Consider the following 22,931-nt stretch of genomic DNA (forward strand, 5'->3'; position numbering starts at 1 on the left):
AAATGAGCGGCGTGTTTCACGTGAAACACGCCGTTTTTTCGTCCTATACCGTCTGGACGGAATTCGGGCCAAAAGCGAACCCGCTATAATTTCGCCCATACTTTCTTTTAGGCTCACGCTGGATCCCGCGTGAGATCCGCGATGCTTTATCCCACAGAGTTTGACGTAATCGTCGTTGGCGGCGGTCATGCCGGCACGGAAGCCGCTTTGGCGTCCGCGCGCATGGGCAACAAGACGCTTTTGCTGACGCACAACATCGAAACCCTCGGTCAGATGAGCTGCAATCCGTCGATTGGCGGCATTGGCAAAGGCCATCTGGTCAAGGAAGTCGACGCACTCGGCGGCGCAATGGCTGCTGCAACTGACGAGGGCGGGATTCAATTCCGCATTCTCAACTCGTCGAAGGGGCCCGCCGTTCGGGCGACGCGCGCACAGGCTGACCGCATTCTCTACAAGGCGGCGATCCGCCATCGGCTCGAGAATCAACCGAATCTTTGGCTGTATCAGCAGTCTGTCGACGATTTGATGGTCGAAGGCGACCGCGTTGTCGGCGCCGTGACGCAGGTTGGAGTTCGTTTTCGCTCGCGTGCGGTGGTTTTGACGGCTGGTACGTTCCTCGATGGGAAGATCCACGTCGGCCTCAACAACTACACGGGCGGGCGAGCAGGGGACCCGGCTGCGGTGTCGCTGTCGGCACGGCTCAAGGAGCTGAAGCTGCCGCAGGGGCGGTTGAAGACGGGCACACCGCCGCGTATCGACGGTCGTACGATCGATTTTTCGAAGCTGGAAGAGCAGCCGGGTGACCTCGATCCGGTCCCAGTGTTCTCGTTCCTTGGACGCGTCGAGCAGCATCCGCGTCAGGTGCCGTGCTGGGTTACGCATACCAATTCCCAAACTCACGACATCATCCGTAGCGGTCTGGACCGTTCGCCGATGTACACGGGCGTCATCGAAGGCGTTGGGCCGCGATATTGCCCGTCAATCGAGGACAAGATTCACCGTTTTGCGTCGAAAGAGTCGCATCAGATCTTTCTCGAGCCGGAAGGCTTGACCACAAACGAGTTCTACCCGAACGGAATCTCCACGAGCCTGCCGTTCGACGTCCAGCTCGAGTTGGTCCGGTCGATGGTGGGCCTGGAGCACGCGCATATCCTACGTCCGGGCTATGCGATCGAATACGACTACTTCGATCCGCGTGGGCTGAAGGCGTCGCTGGAAACGAAGGTGATCAACGGTCTGTTCTTTGCCGGTCAGATAAACGGTACGACCGGCTACGAAGAGGCGGCGGCGCAAGGGCTGCTGGCCGGGATCAACGCTGGTCTATATGTGCAGGGCAAGGAAGCGTGGTGTCCGCGCCGTGATCAGGCTTATCTGGGCGTGCTGGTGGACGATCTGGTCACGCGGGGCGTGTCCGAACCGTATCGGATGTTCACGAGTCGCGCAGAATATCGCTTGAGCCTGCGCGAAGACAATGCCGACATGCGCCTGACGGAGATCGGTCGTGAACTCGGCGTGGTGGACGACGAGCGTTGGGATGCATTCAGCCGAAAACGCGACGCTGTTTCACGTGAAACAGAGCGGCTGCGCACCACATGGGTCAATCCGAAGACGCTTTCGTCTGAGGAAGCGACCGCCTTGCTCGGCAAGTCGATCGACCATGAGTACAGTCTCGCCGATCTGCTGCGGCGTCCCGGTGTTTCGTACGACGGCGTCTGCGCTTTGCGCGAAGGCGCCTGCGGCCCGGCCGAGGTACTGGCCGATGACGAAGTGCTGCTCGCGCAAATCAAGGAACAGATCGAGATCGGCGTCAAATATCAGGGTTATATCGAGCGGCAAGCTGGCGAGATCGAGCGAAACGAAGCGCACGAGAACACGAAGTTGCCCGAAAACCTCGATTACTCAGAGGTTCGAGGGCTGTCGTTCGAGGCACGTCAGAAGCTGACGCAGTTCCGCCCGGAAACGATTGGCCAGGCGTCGCGCATTTCCGGCATCACGCCGGCTGCGATCTCGCTGCTGATGGTTCACCTGAAGCGCGGCCTCGGTCGGCGCGCGCAGAAGCCCACTAACGCTGGCACCGACAACTCGCCGGTGGCTCAATGACGGCACGTATCGACACGACAGCGGGGCGCGACGCGCTCGCCGCTCTGCTGGAGGATGGCCTGCGCGAACTGGACATCGAGCTGAGCGCGGATCAAAAGGGCAAACTGCTCGACTACGTTGCGTTGCTGGCCAAGTGGAACGCCGTCTACAACCTGACGGCGATCCGCGATCCGCGGCAAATGCTGATTCAGCACATCCTCGATTCACTTTCGATCGTTCCGCATCTGGCTACGCTTGGACCGGCGACGCTGCTGGACGTCGGCTCAGGAGGCGGACTGCCGGGCGTCGTCCTTGCGATCGTGTTTCCCGAATGGACGATCACCGTCAACGACATCGTTCAGAAAAAGTCCGCGTTCCAGTCACAAGCTAAGGTGGAACTGGGCTTGGGAAATCTGTCGGTTGTCACGGGGCGGGTCGAAAATCTGCGGCCGGGCACCGAGGTTCCAGGAAAGTTCGATGTAATTGTCTCGCGCGCATTCGCAGAGCTGGCGGATTTCGTTACACTGGCCCGTCACCTCGTTGCGGACGACGGCGCGATCTGGGCAATGAAGGGCGTTCGACCGGATGGGGAAATCGAGCGCCTGCCTGAAGGCGCCCACGTGAAGCAAGTGATTCGTCTCAAAGTGCCTGCGCTGGATGCCGAGCGGCATCTGATCGAAGTCACGGTAGGCTGAATTTCAGATCGAAATTTCATTAAACAGGCTGCAAAGGGACACCTAACAGATGGCAAAAATCTTCTGCGTTGCGAACCAGAAGGGTGGAGTCGGCAAAACGACGACCGCGGTCAATCTCGCCGCGAGCCTCGCATCGCAGGGACAGCGGGTCCTGCTCATCGATCTCGATCCGCAAGGTAACGCCACCATGGGTAGCGGCGTCGACAAAGCCGCTTGCGAGAACACGGTTTACGAAGTGCTGGTCGACGGCGTGTCGTTGGTCGACGCGCGAGTGAAGTCCGAAGCTGTTTCGTATGATGTCGTGCCGGCGAACCGTGAACTGGCAGGGGCCGAAGTCGAACTCGTGGGCATGGAGAATCGCGAGCGTCAGCTCAAGGAGGCGATTGCGCACGTCGTATCGGACTACGACTTCGTGCTGATCGACTGTCCTCCAGCACTGTCGCTGCTGACGCTGAACGGACTCTGCGCCGCGCATGGCGTCGTTATCCCGATGCAATGCGAATACTTCGCGCTCGAGGGCCTGTCGGACCTCATCAATACGATCAAGCAGGTGCATGCAAACCTGAACCGAGACCTGAAGGTGATCGGCTTGTTGCGTGTGATGTTCGATCCACGCATCACGCTACAACAGCAGGTATCGGAACAACTGAAAGAGCACTTTGGAGACAAGGTGTTCGACGTCGTCATTCCGCGGAACGTGCGACTCGCCGAGGCGCCGAGTTACGGCCTGCCGGGCGTCGTGTTCGACCGCGCATCGCGCGGCGCACAGGCTTATGTGCAGTTCGGCGCGGAAATGATCGAGCGGGTGCGCCTGCTATGACGCAGCGTCAATCATCCAAAGCGGATCGAGGAACCACGATGAACGCAGTAGCACGGAAGAAGGGGTTGGGCAGGGGGCTGGAAGCGCTGCTCGGCGGAAGCGCGGATATCACCGAAGCGGTGAAGATCAACGGCGCACCTCACACGTTGCCGCTCGACAAGATGCAGGCGGGCAAGTATCAGCCGCGCACGCGCATGGACGAGGGGGCACTGCAGGAACTGGCGGCCAGCATTCGCGCGCAGGGTCTGATGCAGCCGATTCTGGTGCGGCCCGTTTCTCCGGAGAAGTTCGAAATCATCGCGGGTGAGCGGCGTTTTCGCGCTGCGCGCCTCGCTGGTCTCGAAGAAGTGCCTGTCCTGGTGCGCGACGTGCCCGATCAGGCTGCCGCCGCGATGGCACTCATCGAGAATATCCAGCGCGAGGATCTGAACCCGCTGGAAGAGGCGCAGGGTATCCAGCGGCTGCTCGATGAGTTCAGCTTCACGCATGAGCAGGCGGCCGAGTCGGTGGGGCGCTCGCGCAGCGCGGTATCGAATCTGCTGCGTCTGTTGAACCTGGCGTCTCCCGTGCAAACGATGCTGCTCGCCGGCGATCTCGACATGGGCCACGCGCGCGCACTGCTTGCCGTGGACGGGGCCACGCAGATTACGCTCGCGAACCAGGTCGTCAACAAGCGCATGTCGGTGCGTGAAACCGAAAAGCTGGTCACGGCGACGACGAAGGCTGTACCTACTGTAAAGGCGAAAGCGAACAACGACGGCGGCCGCGATACGCGACGGCTCGAAGAGGAACTGTCGGATCTGCTCGCTGCCACGGTGAAGATCAAGCTCGGACGCCGTGGGCGAGGGCAGGTGCTCGTCGATTTCGGCGACCTCGATGCACTGGAAGGCATTCTCGTTCGGCTGCGGGGCAACGCAGCCGCCGCATAAGAACCTTCTCCGATGCCCGCTGCCGAGCAAGCGCTAAGCTCACATCGCAACCTGCTAAGCACGATCTTCCACTATGCAACGAAGGAGCCGGTCCTCACCGTGCTCGTCGTTGCATTGATCGTGTTGCAGGTTTTTCATCCGCATCCGTGGGGATCGTTGCCCGCGCTGGTCGACTGGCAGACGGTGATGACGCTCGCCGGGCTCCTGATCTTGACGAAGGCCGTCGAATATTCAGGATTCCTGATGTGGCTCGCCCATCGCGTCGTCCATCACATCCGGTCGCAGCGAGCGCTGGCGTATCTGTTGATCGCGCTCGCGGCCGCGCTGTCGACGTTGCTCACCAATGATGTCGCGTTGTTCGTCGTCGTGCCGCTTACGTTGTCGCTGAACGAGTTGGCACCGCTACCGCTCAAGCGGCTCGTCATTTTCATCGCGATAGCGGTCAACGCAGGCTCGATCCTCACGCCTTTGGGCAATCCGCAGAATCTGTTTCTCTGGCAAACGAGCGGCGTCTCATTCGGCGGGTTCGTGTTCGCGCTCGCGCCCTTGTGTCTGGCGCTGATGGTGATGCTGTACGCGTTGGCCACGGTATCGTTCAAGCGGACCGCGCTGGATCTGTCGAAAGACACGGAACCGCATCCCGTCGATCGTCCGTTGCTTGGCGTTGCGGTTGTTTTGTTTGCGGCATTCGTGCTGCTCGCCGATTCTCATCGGGCGGGCATCGGACTGATTGGCGTCGGCGTCGGATTTATCTTCTGGCGCCCGCGAATCGTCCTGAAGATCGACTGGCTTTTGCTGCTGATCTTCGTGTTCATGTTCATTGTGTTGAGAAGCGTCGCAGCGCTGCCGTGGGTACACAACGCCGTCGGGCAACTGCATCTCGCGACGCCGTTGCGCGCCTACGCGGCGGGCGCCGTGCTGTCCCAGTTCATCAGCAACGTTCCCGCAGCGATCATGCTGGCCGAGTTTTCGAAGGATTGGCGCGCGCTTGCGTTCGGCGTCAGCGTCGGCGGCTTCGGATTCGCGATCGGTTCGCTGGCGAATCTGATTGCAATGAGGCTTTCAGGACAGCGCGGAATGTGGGCGCAGTTTCATCTCTTTTCGATCCCGTTCTGGGTCGTCGGCGGCGCAATCGGCGGCTGGCTTCTGTTGCATTTTTGACACTCCTGCGTGTGGCAAAAACACGCATTGGAACGTGATGCCCTAGCACAGTCCGGCCCGGATTTCCCGGTCTCCCGCGACGTCCTTACATTTGCAGTCCGACAGCATGAAAATCGGAGTTTTCCCGTATCGTGAAGCACCGTTTCATGCGGGTTATTGGTCGGGCTAAAGTCTTGAATTGCCTGCAACTATCGCTTACAATCGCCCGGATTTATTTGCTAGGCAATCCCGTAAGCGGTGCGAAAGCTCGCGGACTGAACAGGACTCTGCGGAACACTGCGATGGCGGTCAAAGCGTCGAACCAAACGCCGCAACAACGGCACGACGAACACCGCGACGGGCGCAGTGGCCCGCGAGCGACTGGTGGTCAGCGCGCCGTGCATGACGAGGCATGGGATGCCGAGCAGCAAGATAACAATATCGTTCCGCTCACGCGGGCCGAGGCCGAAAAACTGTTCGGCCCGAACGTGAGTCGTCCATCGCGCGTTACGCCGTTCAAGGTCGTGATTGCGCAAATGGTTTTGTCCCTGGGTGCGACGCTGTTGTGGTGGCTGTTCTACACGCCGCCGGGCGCTGCTGCGCTGTCAGCCTTCCTGGGAGGAGCGATTTGCTGGGTGCCGAGCGCATTGTTCGCGGCACGTCTTAAGAAGTTGAGCGGCGCCCAGACAGCGATGAGCTGGATGATCGGTGAAGCGCTCAAGATGGGGACAACGATCGCGATGTTTATTGCCATCGCCTTCTGGTATCACGACGTACGGTGGATTCCGCTGCTCGTGACCTATCTCATCGCTCTCAAGACGTACTGGATCGCGCTCGCCTGGCGATGAAGCAAACGAGACATTAGGCTGATGCGAGGCGTGAACAACGCGGCGTCAGCCACGAGGCGCGCGGGTTCGACAAAGTCCCGCGCTGGCGTGTTCCCGCAATAAAGTATTGCGGCGGGAGCGGCCCGGAAAGATTTTCGACAATTTGGGTGGCATTAACGATATGGCAGCTAGCGAAGGAACGCGCGCTCTGGATCCGTCCGAGTACATTGCGCACCACTTGCAGAATTTTTCCACCGCTCATCAGACGTCGATTTTCGACATCCACGTCTGGAATCTCGATACGCTTTTCTGGTCGATCGTATGCGGTCTCGTCACCATCCTCATCTTGCGTCTCGCTGCGCGTAAGGCGACGTCCGGCGTGCCGGGCCGTTTCCAGTGCGCAATCGAAATGCTGGTCGAGATGGTCGAGGATCAATCGAAGTCGATGATCCACGGCAACCGCACGTTCATCGCGCCGCTCGCGCTGACGGTATTCGTCTGGGTCGCGCTGATGAACTCGCTCGACTTTCTCCCCGTCGACCTGCCGGGCCGCGTGATCGGCTGGCTGGGTCTGTCGGAAGTCATCCCGCACCACCGCATCGTTCCGACTGCCGACCTGAACGGCACGCTCGGCATCGCGCTCGGCGTGTTCGCGCTGATGATTTACTACAACTTCAAGATCAAGGGCGCAGGCGGCTTCGTGCACGAGCTGCTGTCCGCTCCGTTCGGCGCGCATCCGCTGCTGTGGATCCCGAACCTTGCACTGAACATCATCGAGTTCGTCGCGAAGACGGTTTCCCTCGGCATGCGGCTGTTCGGCAACATGTACGCGGGCGAGCTGTTGTTCCTGCTGATTGCCCTGCTCGGCAGCATCTGGAGCTTCGGCGCGGACACGACGGTGCTTGGCTTCATCGGCCACGTGATCGCGGGCAGCGTGTGGGCGGTCTTCCACATCCTGATCGTTCTGCTGCAGGCGTTCATTTTCATGATGCTGACGCTGGTGTACATCGGCCAGGCACACGACTCCCACTAACGTGGCGTCGTAAGAAAGAATCAGAGTTTCAAGTATCGTAGTTTTTTAAATCCCAGTTCCAAAAAGACTTTTCACAAGGAGTGATCATGCAAGCTTTCATCGCCAACATCCAGGGTCTGACCGCCATCGGTATCGGCATCATCATCGGCCTGGGTGCTATCGGCGCCTGTATCGGTATCGGTCTGATGGGCGGCAAGTACATCGAAGCATGCGCTCGCCAGCCGGAACTGATGAACCCGCTGCAAACCAAGATGTTCCTGCTGGCTGGTCTGATCGATGCGGCGTTCCTGATTGGCGTTGGTGTGGCAATGCTGTTTGCGTTTGCGAACCCGCTGCTGTCGAAGCTGGCAGGCTGAGGTTCCTCGGAAGTGTGCGCCTGATCTATAACTGATAAGGCGCGAAGCGGAACGGGCACTAAGGCGCTGATCGAGCAATGAATCGATGAGCGCCTTGCCGTTTCCTCCTCCGACCAAGCAACGTTTAAGGAAACACCGTGAATCTCAACGCAACCCTGTTTGCGCAAATGGTCGTGTTCCTGATCCTCGCGTGGTTCACGATGAAGTTCGTGTGGCCGCCGTTGATCAACGCCCTCGACGAGCGCTCGAAAAAGATCGCCGACGGCCTCTCGGCCGCTGAAAAGGGCAAGTTGGAACTCGAAGCCGCGCACAAGCGCGTCGACCAGGAACTCGCTCAGGCACGCAACGACGGCCAGCAACGTATTGCTGACGCCGAAAAGCGTGCAGTCGCGGTCGCCGACGAAATCAAGGCACAGGCGCAAGCCGAAGCTGCGCGCATCATCGCTCAGGCGAAAGCCGACGCTGATCAGCAGGTCGTGAAGGCGCGTGAAACGCTGCGTGGCGAAGTCGCCGCGCTGGCCGTGAAGGGTGCCGAACAGATCCTGAAGCGCGAAGTCGACCAGGCGGCTCACGCCGACCTGCTGAATCAACTCAAAGCCGAGCTCTGATCATGGCCGAACTTGCAACCATCGCCCGTCCGTACGCAGAAGCGCTGTTTGGCGTGGCCGAAGCAGGTGACACCGCCGCCTGGTCCACGCTCGTGCAGGAGCTGGCACAGGTTGCGCGTCTGCCCGAAGTGCTGTCGATTGCCTCGAGCCCGAAAGTCAGCCGTACCCAGATCAGCGAACTGCTGCTGGCCGCGGTGAAATCGCCGCTCAAGGACAACCCGCAGGCGAAGAACCTGGTTCAGATGCTGGTCGACAATCATCGTCTGCCGCTCTTGCCGGAAATCGCCACGCAGTTCGAAGAGTTGAAGAACGCCCGCGAAGGTGCGGCCGATGCGCTGATCGTCAGCGCATTCCCCCTCGAAGGTGCGCAGCTGAACGACCTCGTCGCAAGCCTCGAACGCAAATTCAAGCGCAAGCTGAAGCCGACGGTCCAGGTGGACTCGTCGTTGATCGGCGGCGTTCGCGTGACGGTTGGCGACGAAGTGCTCGATACCTCGGTCCGCGCGCGGCTCGCCAGCATGCAGACGGCTCTGACGGCCTGAAGCCCTCACGTGGTTGTGACGGCTGGCACGCAACAGAATTGACTATCAGGAGCGAATAATGCAACTCAATCCCTCTGAGATCAGCGAGCTGATCAAGAGCCGGATCCAGGGCCTTGAAGCGAGCGCAGACGTTCGCAACCAGGGCACCGTGATCTCCGTGACCGACGGCATCGTGCGTATCCACGGCCTGTCGGAAGTGATGCAGGGCGAAATGCTCGAATTCCCGGGCAACGTGTACGGCCTCGCGCTGAACCTCGAGCGTGACTCGGTCGGCGCGGTGATTCTGGGCGAATACGAAAGCATCTCGGAAGGCGACATCGTCAAGACGACGGGCCGCATTCTCGAAGTGCCGGTGGGCCCGGAACTGATCGGCCGCGTGGTCGACGCACTGGGTAACCCGATCGACGGCAAGGGCCCGATCAACGCGAAGAAAACCGACGCAATCGAAAAGATTGCTCCGGGCGTGATCTGGCGTAAGTCGGTGTCGCAACCGGTGCAAACCGGTCTGAAGTCGATCGACTCGATGGTGCCGATCGGCCGTGGCCAGCGCGAGCTGATCATCGGCGACCGCCAGTGCGGCAAGACGGCCGTCGCAGTCGACACGATCATCAACCAGAAGGGCAAAGACCTGTTCTGTATCTACGTTGCGATCGGCCAGAAGGCTTCGTCGATCGTGAACGTGGTTCGCAAGCTCGAAGAAACGGGCGCGATGGAATACACGATCGTCGTCGCCGCTTCGGCTTCGGAATCGGCAGCGATGCAGTACCTCGCACCGTACGCCGGCTGCACGATGGGCGAATACTTCCGCGACCGCGGCCAGGACGCACTGATCGTTTATGATGACTTGACCAAGCAGGCTTGGGCATACCGTCAGATCTCGCTGCTGCTGCGCCGTCCGCCGGGCCGTGAAGCTTACCCGGGCGACGTGTTCTATCTGCACTCGCGTCTGCTCGAGCGTGCTGCTCGCGTCTCGGAAGAGTACGTCGAGAAGTTCACGAACGGCGAAGTGAAGGGCAAGAGCGGCTCGCTGACGGCACTGCCCGTCATCGAAACGCAGGCAGGCGACGTGACCGCATTCGTTCCGACGAACGTGATCTCGATTACCGACGGCCAGATCTTCCTGGAAACCGATCTCTTCAACGCAGGTATCCGCCCGGCAATTAACGCCGGCGTGTCGGTGTCGCGCGTTGGTGGTGCGGCGCAGACGAAGGTCGTGAAGAAGCTGTCGGGCGGTATCCGTACCGACCTCGCACAGTACCGTGAACTGGCAGCGTTCGCGCAGTTCGCATCGGACCTCGATGAAGCCACCCGCAAGCAGCTGGAGCGCGGCCGCCGCGTGACGGAACTGCTGAAGCAGCCGCAGTATCAGCCGCTGCAAGTGTGGGAGCTGTCGGTGTCGCTGTTCGCAGCGAACAACGGCTACCTCGACGATCTGGAAGTGTCGCAAGTGCTGCCTTTCGAAAAGGGCCTGCGCGATTTCCTGAAGTCGAAGCACGCTGACCTGATCAAGCGCATCGAAGACAACAAAGACCTCTCGAAGGACGACGAAGGCGCGCTGCATGCCGCACTCAAGGACTTCAAGAAGTCGGGCGCTTATTGATCCGCGAGTGATCCGCAAGGCATAAACGGACCTTGAAGCAGCGTGGGCGCGTGAAAGCGCGTCCGTGCTGCTTCGATCAAGGAGCAAGCAATGGCTGGAATGAAGGAAATTCGCGGCAAGATCAAGAGCGTGCAAAACACGCGCAAGATCACGAAAGCGATGGAGATGGTGGCCGCATCGAAGATGCGCCGCGCTCAGGAGCGCATGCGCGCTGCTCGCCCGTACGCCGACAAGGTCCGCGATATCGCTGCGCACATGAGCAGTGCTACTCCGGAATACCGTCACCCGTTCATGGTCACGAACGAAGGGGCGAAGTCGACAGGCTTCATCCTTGTCACGACTGACAAGGGTCTGTGCGGCGGTATGAACACGAACGTGTTGCGCGCTTCGCTCCAGAAGTTCAAGGAGCTGGAAGGTCAGGGCAAGACGGTCGAAGCGACGGCAATCGGCGGCAAGGGTCTGGGTTTCCTGAACCGTCTGCGCGCGAAGGTCGTGTCGAACGTCGTGCAACTGGGCGACACGCCGCACCTCGAGAAGCTGATCGGCGCTGTGAAGGTTCAGCTCGACATGTACTCGGAAGGCAAGGTTTCGGCCGTGTACATCGCGTACACCCGCTTCGTCAACACGATGAAGCAGGAGCCGGTGATCGAGCAGTTGCTGCCGCTGTCGGCGGAACAGTTCGAGCGCAAGGACGACAAGGATGGTCCGACGCCGAAAACGTCGTGGGACTACATCTACGAGCCGGACGCGCAAACCGTCGTCGACGAACTGCTGGTGCGTTATGTCGAAGCGTTGGTCTATCAGGCCGTCGCGGAAAACATGGCATCGGAACAGTCGGCACGGATGGTCGCAATGAAGGCCGCTTCGGACAATGCGAAGACGGTGATCAACGAACTGCAGCTCGTGTACAACAAGAGCCGTCAGGCAGCGATCACGAAGGAACTGTCGGAAATCGTCGGTGGCGCCGCGGCAGTCTGACGCTAACGTCGACACGCGGAAGCGCCTTCTGGCGAGTCCACCGAAACTGCGCCGTTGCGCGAGTGAAGAATTGAGTATCTAAAGGAAAAGCGATGAGTACTACTGCTTTGGTAGAAGGCAAGATCGTACAGTGCATCGGCGCGGTGATCGACGTGGAATTCCCGCGTGAGAACATGCCGAAGGTTTACGACGCGCTCATTCTCGAAGGTTCGGACCTGACGCTCGAAGTCCAGCAGCAGCTGGGCGACGGCATTGTCCGTACCATCTGTCTGGGTTCGTCGGACGGTCTGCGCCGTGGCGTCGTGGTGAAGAACACCGCGAAGCCGATCAGCGTGCCCGTAGGCAAGGCGACCCTCGGCCGCATCATGGACGTGCTGGGCCGTCCGATCGACGAAGCCGGCCCGATCTCGAGCGAAACGACGCGTTCGATCCACCAGAAGGCGCCGAAGTTCGACGAACTGTCGCCGTCGACGGAACTGCTCGAAACGGGTATCAAGGTTATCGACCTGATCTGCCCGTTCGCAAAGGGCGGTAAGGTCGGTCTGTTCGGTGGTGCTGGCGTGGGCAAGACCGTCAACATGATGGAGCTCATCAACAACATCGCGAAGGAGCACGGCGGTTACTCCGTGTTCGCGGGCGTGGGCGAGCGTACCCGTGAAGGGAACGACTTCTATCACGAAATGAAGGACTCGAACGTTCTGGACAAGGTCGCGCTGGTGTACGGCCAGATGAACGAGCCGCCGGGCAACCGTCTGCGCGTCGCGCTGACGGGCCTGACGATGGCCGAGCACTTCCGTGACGAAGGCCTCGACGTGCTGTTCTTCGTCGACAACATCTACCGTTTCACGCTGGCCGGTACGGAAGTGTCGGCACTGCTGGGCCGTATGCCTTCCGCAGTGGGCTATCAGCCTACTTTGGCTGAAGAAATGGGCAAGCTGCAAGAGCGTATTACGTCGACGAAGACGGGCTCGATTACGTCGGTGCAGGCCGTGTACGTCCCTGCGGATGACTTGACCGACCCGTCGCCGGCTACGACCTTCGGCCACCTGGACGCAACCGTCGTTCTGTCGCGTGACATCGCTTCGCTGGGTATCTACCCGGCAGTGGACCCGCTCGATTCGACCTCGCGTCAGATCGACCCGCACGTGATCGGCGAAGAGCACTACAACATCACGCGTGGTGTTCAGCAAACGCTGCAGCGCTACAAGGAACTGCGCGACATTATCGCGATTCTGGGTATGGACGAACTGTCGCCGGAAGACAAGCTGTCGGTCGCGCGCGCTCGTAAGATCCAGCGTTTCCTGTCGCAGCCGTTCCACGTTGCTGAAGTGTTCACGGGCTCGCCGGGCAAGTACGTGCCGCTGAAGGAAACGATCCGTGGCTTCAAGATGATCGTTGAAGGCGAGTGCGATCACCTGCCGGAGCAGGCGTTCTACATGGTCGGCACGATCGACGAAGCCTTCGAAAAGGCCAAGAAGATCCAGTAACGGCTGGGTGTAACCAGGCGGACGCTGTATCGGTGATTCAGCGTCCACGCAATTACGCTCAACTCGGAGTCGACATAAATGGCAACCATCAAGGTAGACGTCGTCAGCGCGGAAGAGCAGATCTTCTCGGGCCAGGCGAAGTTCGTTGCGCTGCCGGGCGAAGCGGGCGAGCTCGGCATTCTGCCGGGCCACACGCCGCTCATCACGCGGATTCGTCCGGGTGCCGTGCGCATCGAATCTGAAAACGGCGAAGAGGAGTTCGTGTTCGTCGCTGGCGGCATTCTCGAAGTTCAGCCGGGCGCGGTGACGGTTCTGGCCGACACGGCGATCCGCGGCAAGGATCTCGACGAAGCGAAGGCCGAGCAGGCTCGCAAGCGCGCAGAAGAAGCGCTGCAGAACACCGGCTCGAACCTCGAATACGCGACTGCGCAAGCGGAACTCGCGTATGCGACGGCTCAGCTGGCGGCGATCCAGCGTCTGCGTAAACTGCGCGGACAACAATAAGCAGCACAATTGAAAAGCAGCCCTCGTGGCTGCTTTTTTTATCGCATACTTGACGTTTACGGAAAGGTAAGCAAAATCATACCGACGAGCCCGAAACAGCTAGAAAGCTGCGGGTAAGACTTGATGCCGGACGGATCATCCGCGGGGCACAATCGGTCGCAAACTCATTCCTATACTGGGATTCATCTCTGGAGACAACACCATGGCAACGCAAGCGGCAGGAGTGGGCGCAGTCATCGAACCGAAAGACGGGCTGTCATACGTGCGCGGTTCGACTGACGTACCACTCAGCGAGTCGACGGTCGGACAGTTTCTTGTCGATACGGCACGGCGCTTCCCCGAGCGGCCGGCTGTGGTGTTCCGTGAGCAGGAGATTCGCTGGAATTGGCGGGAGTTTCAGCAAGAAGTCGACGTTTTGGCGTCGGGATTGCTGGAACTTGGCATCCAGAAGGGAGACCGCGTCGGCATCTGGTCGCCGAACCGCGTCGAGTGGCTGATGACGCAATTTGCGACGGCGCGTATCGGCGCTGTGCTCGTCAATATCAACCCCGCTTACCGCCTGGCCGAGCTTGAGTACGCGCTGAACAAGGTTGGTTGCAAGGCGATTATCTCGGCCGAGAAATTCAAGTCGTCGATGTATCTGCAGATGCTGCAGGAGCTGGCGCCCGAACTGGCGTCGGCCACGCCCGGCGATCTGCGCGCCGCGCGGCTACCCGATCTGCGCATCGTGATCCGGATGTGCGACACCGAAACGCCCGGCATGCTCACGTTCTCAGATGTCATCGAACAGGGACGCACCGCATTCGATCCCGCAAGACTCGACGCAATCGGCGCAACGCTCAACGCCAACGACCCGATCAACATCCAGTTCACGAGCGGCACGACGGGCAATCCGAAAGGCGCGACGCTGACGCACCGGAACGTCGTGAATAACGCACGCTACATCGCGATGGCGATGCGGCTCACGGAGCAGGATTCCCTGTGCATCCCGGTACCGCTGTATCACTGCTTCGGGATGGTGCTCGCCGTGCTGGCGTGCGTTTCGGTGGGGGCTGCGATGGTGTTCCCCGGCGAGGCGTTCGACCCCGGCGCGACGCTGAAAGCCGTCGCCGAGGAGAAATGCACGGCGCTGCATGGCGTGCCGACCATGTTCATTGCCGAGCTCGACCATCCCGATTTCGCGACTTTCGATCTCACGCGTCTCCGCACGGGCATCATGGCGGGCTCGCCGTGCCCAATCGAAACGATGAAACGCGTCGTGTCGCAGATGCACCTTGCCGAAATCACGATTGCCTACGGTATGACTGAGACAAGTCCGGTGTCGTTCCAGAGCTCGACGACCGATCCCCTGGACAAACGGACGACCACGGTCGGCCGGATTCAGCCGCATCTGGAGGTCAAGGTAGTCGATCCACTCGGCAATATCGTGCCCGTGGGCGAAACGGGCGAGCTGTGTACGCGCGGCTATTCGGTAATGAACGGCTATTGGGGCGACGAAGCGAAGACACGCGAAAGCGTTGTCGACGGCTGGATGCACACGGGCGACCTGGCGACGATCGACGCCGAGGGCTATTGCAACATCGTCGGCCGTCTGAAGGACATGCTGATTCGCGGCGGCGAGAACATCTACCCGCGCGAAATCGAGGAGTTTCTGTTCCGCCACCCCAAGATTCAGAGCGCGCAGGTGTTCGGCGTGCCGGACTCGAAGTATGGCGAGGAAGTGTGCGCGTGGATCGTCGTGCGCGCCGGCGAGAGTCTCACGGCCGAAGACGTGCAGGAGTTCTGCCGCGGCCAGATCGCGCACTACAAGATTCCGAAATACATCCGCTTTGTCGACGAGCTTCCGATGACGGTGACCGGCAAGGTTCAGAAGTTCGTGATGCGCGAACGGATGATCGACGAGCTTCGTTTGAAAGAAGACAAGACCGCCTGATGTAGCGCGGTTGCATCCCGAAGCAGAAAAGCGAAACGCCGTGTGCAGGGCACACGGCGTTTCGCTTTGAGGGGAAGTGCCCGCTCGCGCACAGAAGCTTGATGGCGCGCAAACGTTTGGCAGGGCAAAAAAAAAGCGGGCCTGGAGCCCGCTAAAAACCACACGCTACGGGGTTAGCGCGAGGAGACCATTGGAGGAACCGACTACTCGGCGCGCTCGACGCCGATCACGATTCCAGCAGAGATGCCCCTTTGCAGAGCTTCGACGCTTTTACGCCAACCGGCCAAGGAGGTGTGTTCAAAGACACTACTACCCGGCCGCATCCGTGCTGAACCCGTGAAAGGCATTGTGGGCGAATTACCCGGCTCGCGCGGTAACAAAGTGTTTCAGGTTGTAACGCCCGCCAGATAAGGCGTTGCGGGATTTTTTGCGATATCGAAACGCTTGTTCGGCAAATATTGCCGATACCTTTCGAGTCCATTGCCCCGCCTTTCGCCCGACCGTTCGAATCGGATACTGCGCTGCGCTATCCCGTTTTCAGTGGTGTACCGTTCGTCCAGCCCGCCCACGCAAGGCTCCGAAGTCGAATGCTCATACGGATCACGCGGATACTTGTTTAAAACTTCCGTTTGCCATCTGGTGCTAAAAATGCTGCAGCACAGCAATAACCGACCGTCCTGACGGGACTTGTCAGCGACCACGCGAGGACACAAAACCGCCAGACCGAACTTCAGGCAGCCGCTTGTACCAATCGGTAAGTGCGACTGCCTCGGCCGTCACAATCTCGGCGTTATTTCAGCCACTTATCGGATATCGACTGGTATTCCCCCGACGCGCGAGCGAGGTGCAACCACTGGTCGACATACTGCTGAAACACCACATCGCCACGCGGCACCAGCCATGCCTTTTCTCCATACTGGAACGGTTTGTCAGGATGTACCGCGCACAGACCGGGATTGAGCTTTTGCTGCAACAGCGTCTCAGACGCGTCCGTGACCATCACATCCGCTTTGCCGGCCAGTATCTGCTTGAAGATCGTCACGTTGTCCGGATAGAGGACCTGGCTCGCATGCGGAAAGAACTGCTTGGCGAACCGCTCATTGGTGCCGCCCGGATTGAAGATCACGCGAGTGGACGGCTGATCGATCTGCGCGACGGTCTGGTATTTGTCGACGTCGTCGCAACGCACGATGGGCGACTTTCCGTCCACCTGATACGCCACCGTGAAGAAAGCCCGCTTCTGCCGATCCAGTGTCGTCGACACACCGCCGACGGCGACATCGCACTTCGCAACGAAGTCGGTCATCAGGTTCGACCATGACGTCTTCACGAATTCCGCCTTAACGCCGAGCGATTTCGCCAGCGACTCGGCCATTTCGATGTCGATCCCTTCAAACTGGCCGTCCTGTTTATAGAACGAGTACGGCTTGTAGTCGCCCGTCGTGCATGCTCGCATCGTGCCGCGCGCGAGGATCTCATCGAGCCGAGACGCCGCCGCAGGTGCGACACTTTGCGCCTGGACCGTGCCGGCACAGCACATGGCGCCAAGAAGGGCCAACGTAGCTTTCTTCATTGAGTCTCCTTTATCGTTATCTATGTGGGTGCAACGGAATCGATAATAGTCCGCACAACTACCGGTGACCATCGACCGGATGGCATAGGACAAACAGCAATTGCCAGGATTACGGAGGCGGCGTCGGGCGCTCAGCGGTTAAAATGCGTCTTTGCCTTCAGTCGCGAGCGCCGTGGCCCACAACCTCCTCAACGACACTTTCCTGCGCGCGTTGTTGCGCCAGCCGACCGAGTACACGCCGATCTGGCTGATGCGCCAGGCAGGACGCTATCTGCCGGAATACAACGCGACGCGTAGCCGCGCGGGCAGCTTCCTCGGCCTCGCGAAGAATCCCGATTACGCGACGGAAGTCACGTTGCAGCCGCTCGAACGCTATCCGCTCGACGCCGCGATTCTTTTCTCCGACATCCTGACCATCCCCGACGCGATGGGGCTCGGCCTCGATTTCCAGGTCGGCGAAGGGCCGAAGTTCGCGCGTCCGGTCCGCACCGAAGCGGACGTCGCGCGTCTGGCTGTGCCGGATATCGACAGCACGTTGCGTTACGTCACCGACGCCGTGCGCCAGATCCGCACCGCGCTCACCGACGCGCAAGGCCGTCAGCGCGTGCCGCTGATCGGCTTCTCGGGCAGCCCGTGGACGCTTGCGTGCTACATGGTCGAAGGCGGCGGCTCTGACGATTTCCGGACCGTGAAGTCGATGCTGTATGCCCGTCCCGACCTGATGCATCGCATCCTGGACGTCAACGCGAAGGCGGTGGCGGCCTATCTGAACGCGCAGATCGAAGCGGGCGCGCAAGCCGTGATGATTTTCGACACGTGGGGTGGGGCGCTTGCCGACGGCATCTATCAGCGCTTCTCACTGCACTACATCCAGCAGGTCGTGAGTCAGTTGAAGCGCGAGCACGACGGCAACCGCGTGCCCGTGATCACTTTCACGAAGGGCGGCGGCCTGTGGCTCGAAGAGATTGCCGCGACGGGTGTCGATGCTGTCGGGCTCGACTGGACGGTGAATCTGGGCAAGGCGCGCGAGCGCGTCGGTGGCAAGGTGGCGCTACAGGGCAACATCGATCCTTCTGTGCTGTTCGCGCCGCCGTCGACGATTCGCATCGAAGCGCGCGCGGTGCTCGACAGCTTCGGTAATTTCCCCGGTCACGTCTTCAATCTTGGGCATGGTATTTCGCAGTTCACGCCGCCCGAGAACGTCGCCGAACTGGTCGATGAAGTGCATCGGCATAGCCGCACGATCCGGTCGGCGGGTGGCGACGCCAAGGCGTGAAGGAATCGTCCGGATTGTGACGTTTTTGTTGCGACGCAACGACGTGGGCTCTCGGTCTGAGGGGAAAATAGCGTTCCAAAGTCCGCCCCGAGGCCCTCTTAGCGTTGTCAAGACTTGACTTATGCACACTTGTCACGCTGCGGCGCGGTAGAGGGATCGATCGTCGCAGCTGCCTTGAAAAGTACGCGGAAATCTGTTGAAGGCCTTGAGCGACAAGGCTTTCCGGGTTCCTAAGACAAATGTGCGCTATCCCACACAGAGGCCCGTACCACGGCCCTTGCGGGACATCAGGGCCAAGTTCTCAACAAAGTTATCCACAGGCAGGCGGGATCGGGCGCAATTGTCGATGCAAAATCAAAACTTAGCGCCGAAATTGAAGTTTTACTTTAAGTGTGTCGGCGGCGGCTCTCGGTCGGTGAATAACTTTCCTTACGAACGGTGCCTATGCGGGTCGTCGATCTGACGGGCACCTACGTCCGCGTCGCGCTCGATCATCCTCTGCCGACGCTTTTCGATTACCGCTGTGACGCCTCACTGGCGCCGGCGCCGGGCATGCTCGTCAGCATGCCGTTCGGCAAGCGGCATGTCGTGGGCCTCGTCATGGAAGTGACTGCTCACAGTGACGTGCCCGCCGACCGCCTGAAATCGGTCCATAGCGTCTGCGCCGCCTGCCCGCCGCTCTCCGAACATTGGCTGCAACTCACGCAGTTCGCCGCCGACTACTACCAGCGCGGCATCGGTGAAGTTGCGTTGCCGGCGCTTCCCCAGGCATTGCGCGATGCGGCGCGCTGGACGCGGCTTTTCGCTCCCGAGGAGCGTTATCGTCTGTTGCCCGCAGGGCGCGCCGCGCTGCCCGACGCGCTTCCGGCGCGTGCCACGGCGTTGCGCCGTCTTGCAGCCGCACTCGCGGAAGCCGATACGCTGCCCGCCGCGGAAGCCCGTGCGTTGCACGCGAAGGCAACCGTGACGCTCGAAGCGTGGCAAGCCGAAGGCTGGGTCGCGCTCGAAGTGGTCGATCCTGCCGCGCACAGCCTGTCGCGGGATCACACGCCGCGCAGCGCGACGCTGCCGACGCTCACGGACGAGCAAACGGCCGCCGTCGAAGCGATCCGCGACGCGCAAGCCTTCGCGCCGTTCCTGTTGCATGGCGTGACGGGCAGCGGCAAGACGGAGGTCTACCTGCGGGCGCTGGCGGGCTTGCTGGCGACCAATCCGCAAGCGCAGGCGCTCGTCCTCGTGCCCGAGATCAACCTGACGCCGCAATTCGAGGCTGCGTTCCGCGCGCGCTTCGCGTCGATGGACGATACCGAAATCGTCACGCTGCACAGCGGGCTAGCCGAGGGCGAGCGCGCCCGCAACTGGTTTGCCGCGCACACGGGGCGCGCGCGCATCGTGCTGGGCACGCGGCTCGCCGTGCTGGCGTCGCTGCCGCATCTGGCCATCATCGTCGTCGACGAGGAACACGACCCGGCGTACAAGCAGCAGGAAGGCTTGCGATATTCCGCGCGCGATCTCGCCATCTGGCGCGCGAAGCAACTGGGCGTGCCCGTCGTGCTCGGCTCGGCGACGCCGTCGCTGGAAAGCTGGTGGCAGGTCGAGCAAGGACGCTACAAACGGCTCACGTTATCGCGCCGCGCCGTCGCTGACGCAGTGCTGCCAACCGTCCACCTCGTCGATCTGGAAGACGAGCAGCGGCGTGGACGCGCTCCAGTGGAGGGTTTGTCGGGGCCGCTGATCGCGGCGCTGAAGGCGCGCCTCGAGCGAAGCGAACAGAGTCTCGTATTCCTCAACCGTCGCGGCTACGCGCCTCAGCTGGCGTGCGACGCATGTGGCTGGGTGGCGGGATGCCCGCGATGCAGCGCCTACGTCGTGCTGCACAAGCCGGAGCGCGCGCTGCGCTGCCATCACTGCGGCTGGGAATCGCGCATTCCGCGCTCGTGTCCGGAATGCGGCAATGTCGATATCGCGCCGCTCGGACGCGGGACGCAGCGTATCGAAGAAGCGCTCGCCGGCGCCGTGCCGGGCGCGCGCGTGTTGCGCATCGATGCCGACAGCACGCGACGCAAGGGCAGCGCGCAGGCGCTGTTTTCCGACGTGCATGCGGGCGAGGTGGATATTCTCGTCGGCACGCAGATGATCGCGAAGGGCCACGATTTCCGCCGTGTGTCGCTGGTGGGCGTGCTGAACGCCGACACGGCGCTGTTTTCCCACGACTTCCGCGCGAGCGAGCGCCTCTTCGCGCAACTGATGCAGGTGAGCGGCCGGGCGGGCCGCGCCGGTCTGCCAGGCGAGGTGCTGGTGCAAACGCGCTATCCGCGTCATGCGCTTTATCACGCACTGGCTCGCCACGATTACGTCGGCTTCGCCAATTCGACGCTGGCCGAACGGCGCGACGCGCATCTGCCGCCGTTCGTCTATCAGGCGATGCTGCGCGCCGAAGGCCGCACACTGGACGCCGCGCTGACGTTCCTGCAGCAGGCGGCCGCCGTGCTGACTGACATTCCTGCCGCCAGCCGCGTGACCGTCTACGACGCTGTGCCGCTCACCATCGTCAAGGTGATGCACGTGCATCGCGCGCAATTGCTGATCGAAAGTGCGTCTCGGGCAGCGTTGCAGACGACGCTGCGCGCCTGGCAACCCGTGTTGCGCACGCTGAAAGGCGTGCTGCGCTGGAGCGTCGAGGTCGATCCGCTCGACATCTAGCGAGCCGTGCTGTAAGCAATTTGTCGGCAAGCTGCACGCATCTGCTCGCAAATCCATTTAAGTCATATCGATAAAACGAAAGGTCGTTTCGTTTCGCGACATCGCTCGACTATATTTCGCCGGATCGGCGCATGAATCACAACAATCGATAGCGCGTGCGCCGCCAACTTTGACCGGGGCACAACGATGAGCGATACGAGACATACCTTGCCGGCGGGCGCACAGCCTTCGCGACGGGCAAGCACGACAGGCGGCGGCGGACTTTTTTCGACGGAAGACTGGTGGGCCGTATGGGTCGGCCTGCTGGTGATCGTCGTTGCCTGGGCGCTATTCGCGTCGGGCAGCAGCATCAAGTGGCTCGCGACGGCGCCCGCGAAATGGACCGATCCCGGCGCGGCCGGACAAGATCTGGTCAAGCATCTGCCGAATTACATCGCGCTGTTCGTCGTGTTCACCGTGCTGTTCGGCGTCAGCCTGAGCGTGCTGAAGCAGCGCATCGCGCACTTCCTGGCGTCGTTCGCGATCCTGTTCGTCGTGTCGGTGCTGATTTTCGAAGTCGGCGCGTGGGCCAATGCGTCGAAGTACAACCTCGAACCGCCGCTCGTCGCGCTCGCGCTTGGCTTGCTGATCTCGAATGTGTTCCGCCTGCCCGAATGGTTTTCGGCGGGATTGCGCGTCGAGTTTTACATCAAGGTGGGGATCGTGCTGCTCGGCGCGACGCTGCCGTTCACGCTGCTCGTCTGGGCGGGCCCGGTTGCTGTCGGACAGGCGACCATCGTTTCGCTCGTCACGTTCTTCGTGATCTTCTTCGCCGCGAAGGCGCTTGGGCTCGACAAGCGGTTCGCCGCGGTGCTTGGCGTCGGCGGCGCGGTGTGCGGCGTGTCGGCGGCGATCGCGATTGCGGGCGCGGTGCGCGCGAAACGCGAGCATGCGTCGGTGGCGATCACGCTGGTGATCCTGTGGGCGATCGTGATGATCTTCGTGCTGCCGTTCGCGTCGCGCTCGCTCGGACTGTCGACGGCCGTTGCGGGCGCATGGATCGGCACCTCGGAATTCGCCGACGCCGCGGGTATCGCCGCAGCACAAGCCTATGGCGACTTCGCGAAGCACGCGGGCGGCGCGATCGCGGGATCGCCCGAAGCGTCGCTTCAGGCGTTCACGCTGATGAAGGTGGTTGGCCGCGACATCTGGATCGGCATCTGGGCGTTCCTGCTCGCGATCGTCGCGACGACGCGCTGGGAGTCCAGCGAAAGCGGTGTAACCGCCAAGGCCGACGCGCGCGAAATCTGGGCGCGCTTTCCGAAGTTCGTGATCGGTTTCGTGATCGCGTCCGCGCTCGTCACGTGGATCGCGAGCCACTACTCGCTCGCCGACTACCGCAAGGTGGTGACGCCGGAATTCGTCGCGCCGATTACCGCGCTGCGCACATGGGCGTTCATCTTCTGCTTCTTCAGCATCGGACTGACGACGCGCGTGCGCTCACTGGCGGCCACGGGCATCAAGCCGTTTATCGCGTTCACGGTCGGCGTCGCCGTCAATATCGCCATCGGCTACGCGCTGTCCGCGCACGTGTTCGCACCGTATTGGAATAGCTTGGGGCAGGGCTCGTGAGCGCGCCCGTCCTCGACGACGCCATCGACGCGCAGCCCGGTGAACGCCGGCCGTGCTGCGCGGATTGCCGGTTTCGCGCCGAGGATCGGCATTCGCTTGAGCAGAGCATTCCGGGCCTCGCTGTGTTCGGTTCGGGCTTCGGCGCCAGTGTTGCCGACAGCCGCCTGTGTCTGGTTCACGACCAGCTCGTCGCACCGCGCGACAGCTGCCGCCGGTTCGCGCCGATGCGCTGACGGC

At 61.3% G+C, this 22,931-nt stretch carries 20 protein-coding genes; 19 read left to right on the plus strand and 1 reads right to left on the minus strand.

Features of this window, described 5'->3' with window-relative positions:
* Window positions 1–141 precede the first annotated feature (141 nt).
* The 15 genes from mnmG to BLT65_RS14995 all read left to right on the plus strand — a co-directional run bounded on the left by mnmG (window position 142) and on the right by BLT65_RS14995 (window position 15,531).
* Complete coding sequence (mnmG, locus tag BLT65_RS14925; protein WP_091778755.1) at window positions 142–2,100, plus strand: tRNA uridine-5-carboxymethylaminomethyl(34) synthesis enzyme MnmG; 1,959 nt, start codon at window positions 142–144, stop codon at window positions 2,098–2,100.
* Complete coding sequence (gene rsmG / locus BLT65_RS14930) at window positions 2,097–2,774, plus strand: 16S rRNA (guanine(527)-N(7))-methyltransferase RsmG (RefSeq protein ID WP_091778757.1); 678 nt, start codon at window positions 2,097–2,099, stop codon at window positions 2,772–2,774. Before mnmG ends, rsmG begins: the two co-directional genes overlap by 4 nt.
* Window positions 2,775–2,823: 49 nt before the next feature.
* Entirely contained in the window at window positions 2,824–3,594 is a 771-nt protein-coding gene (locus tag BLT65_RS14935; RefSeq protein WP_042305097.1) for a ParA family protein, read from the plus strand.
* 38 nt (window positions 3,595–3,632) lie between these two features.
* Window positions 3,633–4,523, plus strand: coding sequence for a ParB/RepB/Spo0J family partition protein (locus BLT65_RS14940; protein WP_007581688.1), 891 nt, complete (start codon window positions 3,633–3,635; stop codon window positions 4,521–4,523).
* A 12-nt stretch (window positions 4,524–4,535) separates the two neighbouring features.
* Entirely contained in the window at window positions 4,536–5,684 is a 1,149-nt protein-coding gene (locus BLT65_RS14945) for an SLC13 family permease (protein WP_091778759.1), read from the plus strand.
* 281 nt (window positions 5,685–5,965) lie between these two features.
* The gene (locus BLT65_RS14950; RefSeq protein ID WP_091778761.1) at window positions 5,966–6,511 is read left to right on the plus strand and encodes an ATP synthase subunit I; all 546 of its coding nucleotides are present in this window, start codon (window positions 5,966–5,968) and stop codon (window positions 6,509–6,511) included.
* A 160-nt stretch (window positions 6,512–6,671) separates the two neighbouring features.
* On the plus strand, window positions 6,672–7,523 hold the full coding sequence (atpB, locus tag BLT65_RS14955) for a F0F1 ATP synthase subunit A (protein ID WP_042305100.1): 852 nt from the start codon (window positions 6,672–6,674) through the stop codon (window positions 7,521–7,523).
* 86 nt (window positions 7,524–7,609) lie between these two features.
* Complete coding sequence (gene atpE / locus BLT65_RS14960) at window positions 7,610–7,879, plus strand: F0F1 ATP synthase subunit C (RefSeq protein WP_007180033.1); 270 nt, start codon at window positions 7,610–7,612, stop codon at window positions 7,877–7,879.
* A 137-nt stretch (window positions 7,880–8,016) separates the two neighbouring features.
* The gene (locus tag BLT65_RS14965) at window positions 8,017–8,487 is read left to right on the plus strand and encodes a F0F1 ATP synthase subunit B (RefSeq protein ID WP_007742789.1); all 471 of its coding nucleotides are present in this window, start codon (window positions 8,017–8,019) and stop codon (window positions 8,485–8,487) included.
* Window positions 8,488–8,489: 2 nt separating this feature from the next.
* Window positions 8,490–9,029 (plus strand): F0F1 ATP synthase subunit delta, encoded by a 540-nt coding sequence (locus BLT65_RS14970; RefSeq protein WP_042305101.1) that lies wholly within the window; start codon window positions 8,490–8,492, stop codon window positions 9,027–9,029.
* A 58-nt stretch (window positions 9,030–9,087) separates the two neighbouring features.
* A complete protein-coding gene (gene atpA / locus BLT65_RS14975; protein ID WP_042305102.1) occupies window positions 9,088–10,629 on the plus strand; it encodes a F0F1 ATP synthase subunit alpha in 1,542 nt (513 codons plus the stop codon).
* Window positions 10,630–10,719: 90 nt separating this feature from the next.
* Window positions 10,720–11,607, plus strand: coding sequence for a F0F1 ATP synthase subunit gamma (atpG, locus tag BLT65_RS14980; RefSeq protein WP_091778763.1), 888 nt, complete (start codon window positions 10,720–10,722; stop codon window positions 11,605–11,607).
* Window positions 11,608–11,699: 92 nt separating this feature from the next.
* Window positions 11,700–13,094 carry a F0F1 ATP synthase subunit beta gene (gene atpD / locus BLT65_RS14985; protein WP_042305104.1) on the plus strand — a complete coding sequence of 465 codons (1,395 nt, stop codon included), beginning with the start codon at window positions 11,700–11,702 and terminating at the stop codon, window positions 13,092–13,094.
* Window positions 13,095–13,172: 78 nt separating this feature from the next.
* Window positions 13,173–13,598 (plus strand): F0F1 ATP synthase subunit epsilon, encoded by a 426-nt coding sequence (locus BLT65_RS14990; RefSeq protein WP_007581641.1) that lies wholly within the window; start codon window positions 13,173–13,175, stop codon window positions 13,596–13,598.
* 202 nt (window positions 13,599–13,800) lie between these two features.
* On the plus strand, window positions 13,801–15,531 hold the full coding sequence (locus BLT65_RS14995) for an AMP-binding protein (RefSeq protein WP_091778764.1): 1,731 nt from the start codon (window positions 13,801–13,803) through the stop codon (window positions 15,529–15,531).
* Between the two features lie 790 nt (window positions 15,532–16,321).
* Here BLT65_RS14995 and BLT65_RS15005 read toward each other — a convergent pair.
* Window positions 16,322–17,104 carry a transporter substrate-binding domain-containing protein gene (locus BLT65_RS15005; protein ID WP_091778768.1) on the minus strand — a complete coding sequence of 261 codons (783 nt, stop codon included), beginning with the start codon at window positions 17,102–17,104 and terminating at the stop codon, window positions 16,322–16,324.
* A gap of 172 nt (window positions 17,105–17,276) precedes the next feature.
* On the opposite strand from BLT65_RS15005, the gene hemE reads away from it, so the two are divergent.
* From hemE to BLT65_RS15025, 4 genes are all read left to right on the plus strand, one after another.
* Window positions 17,277–18,380, plus strand: a complete 1,104-nt coding sequence (gene hemE, locus BLT65_RS15010; RefSeq protein WP_091778770.1) for a uroporphyrinogen decarboxylase — start codon at window positions 17,277–17,279, stop codon at window positions 18,378–18,380.
* A gap of 444 nt (window positions 18,381–18,824) precedes the next feature.
* A complete protein-coding gene (locus BLT65_RS15015) occupies window positions 18,825–21,083 on the plus strand; it encodes a primosomal protein N' (RefSeq protein ID WP_091778772.1) in 2,259 nt (752 codons plus the stop codon).
* Window positions 21,084–21,269: 186 nt separating this feature from the next.
* Window positions 21,270–22,694, plus strand: a complete 1,425-nt coding sequence (locus BLT65_RS15020) for a YeiH family protein (RefSeq protein ID WP_091778774.1) — start codon at window positions 21,270–21,272, stop codon at window positions 22,692–22,694.
* A complete protein-coding gene (locus BLT65_RS15025; protein ID WP_091778776.1) occupies window positions 22,691–22,927 on the plus strand; it encodes a hypothetical protein in 237 nt (78 codons plus the stop codon). The genes BLT65_RS15020 and BLT65_RS15025 overlap by 4 nt, the downstream gene beginning before the upstream one ends.
* Window positions 22,928–22,931: the final 4 nt, after the last annotated feature.

Origin of the sequence: Paraburkholderia steynii (assembly GCF_900100565.1) — a bacterium.
Classification (GTDB): domain Bacteria; phylum Pseudomonadota; class Gammaproteobacteria; order Burkholderiales; family Burkholderiaceae; genus Paraburkholderia; species Paraburkholderia terrae.

What these genes read in the sequence shown, in the direction of transcription:
- BLT65_RS15005 (WP_091778768.1), bottom strand. Translation starts at nt 17,104, where the DNA reads ATGAAGAAAGCTACGTTGGCCCTTCTTGGCGCCATGTGCTGTGCCGGC.
- BLT65_RS14950 (WP_091778761.1), top strand. Translation starts at nt 5,966, where the DNA reads ATGGCGGTCAAAGCGTCGAACCAAACGCCGCAACAACGGCACGACGAA.
- atpG (WP_091778763.1), top strand. Translation starts at nt 10,720, where the DNA reads ATGGCTGGAATGAAGGAAATTCGCGGCAAGATCAAGAGCGTGCAAAAC.
- BLT65_RS14940 (WP_007581688.1), top strand. Translation starts at nt 3,633, where the DNA reads ATGAACGCAGTAGCACGGAAGAAGGGGTTGGGCAGGGGGCTGGAAGCG.
- BLT65_RS14945 (WP_091778759.1), top strand. Translation starts at nt 4,536, where the DNA reads ATGCCCGCTGCCGAGCAAGCGCTAAGCTCACATCGCAACCTGCTAAGC.
- BLT65_RS14970 (WP_042305101.1), top strand. Translation starts at nt 8,490, where the DNA reads ATGGCCGAACTTGCAACCATCGCCCGTCCGTACGCAGAAGCGCTGTTT.
- BLT65_RS15015 (WP_091778772.1), top strand. Translation starts at nt 18,825, where the DNA reads ATGCGGGTCGTCGATCTGACGGGCACCTACGTCCGCGTCGCGCTCGAT.
- atpB (WP_042305100.1), top strand. Translation starts at nt 6,672, where the DNA reads ATGGCAGCTAGCGAAGGAACGCGCGCTCTGGATCCGTCCGAGTACATT.
- atpA (WP_042305102.1), top strand. Translation starts at nt 9,088, where the DNA reads ATGCAACTCAATCCCTCTGAGATCAGCGAGCTGATCAAGAGCCGGATC.
- mnmG (WP_091778755.1), top strand. Translation starts at nt 142, where the DNA reads ATGCTTTATCCCACAGAGTTTGACGTAATCGTCGTTGGCGGCGGTCAT.
- BLT65_RS14990 (WP_007581641.1), top strand. Translation starts at nt 13,173, where the DNA reads ATGGCAACCATCAAGGTAGACGTCGTCAGCGCGGAAGAGCAGATCTTC.
- atpD (WP_042305104.1), top strand. Translation starts at nt 11,700, where the DNA reads ATGAGTACTACTGCTTTGGTAGAAGGCAAGATCGTACAGTGCATCGGC.
- BLT65_RS14935 (WP_042305097.1), top strand. Translation starts at nt 2,824, where the DNA reads ATGGCAAAAATCTTCTGCGTTGCGAACCAGAAGGGTGGAGTCGGCAAA.
- rsmG (WP_091778757.1), top strand. Translation starts at nt 2,097, where the DNA reads ATGACGGCACGTATCGACACGACAGCGGGGCGCGACGCGCTCGCCGCT.
- BLT65_RS15020 (WP_091778774.1), top strand. Translation starts at nt 21,270, where the DNA reads ATGAGCGATACGAGACATACCTTGCCGGCGGGCGCACAGCCTTCGCGA.
- BLT65_RS14995 (WP_091778764.1), top strand. Translation starts at nt 13,801, where the DNA reads ATGGCAACGCAAGCGGCAGGAGTGGGCGCAGTCATCGAACCGAAAGAC.
- atpE (WP_007180033.1), top strand. Translation starts at nt 7,610, where the DNA reads ATGCAAGCTTTCATCGCCAACATCCAGGGTCTGACCGCCATCGGTATC.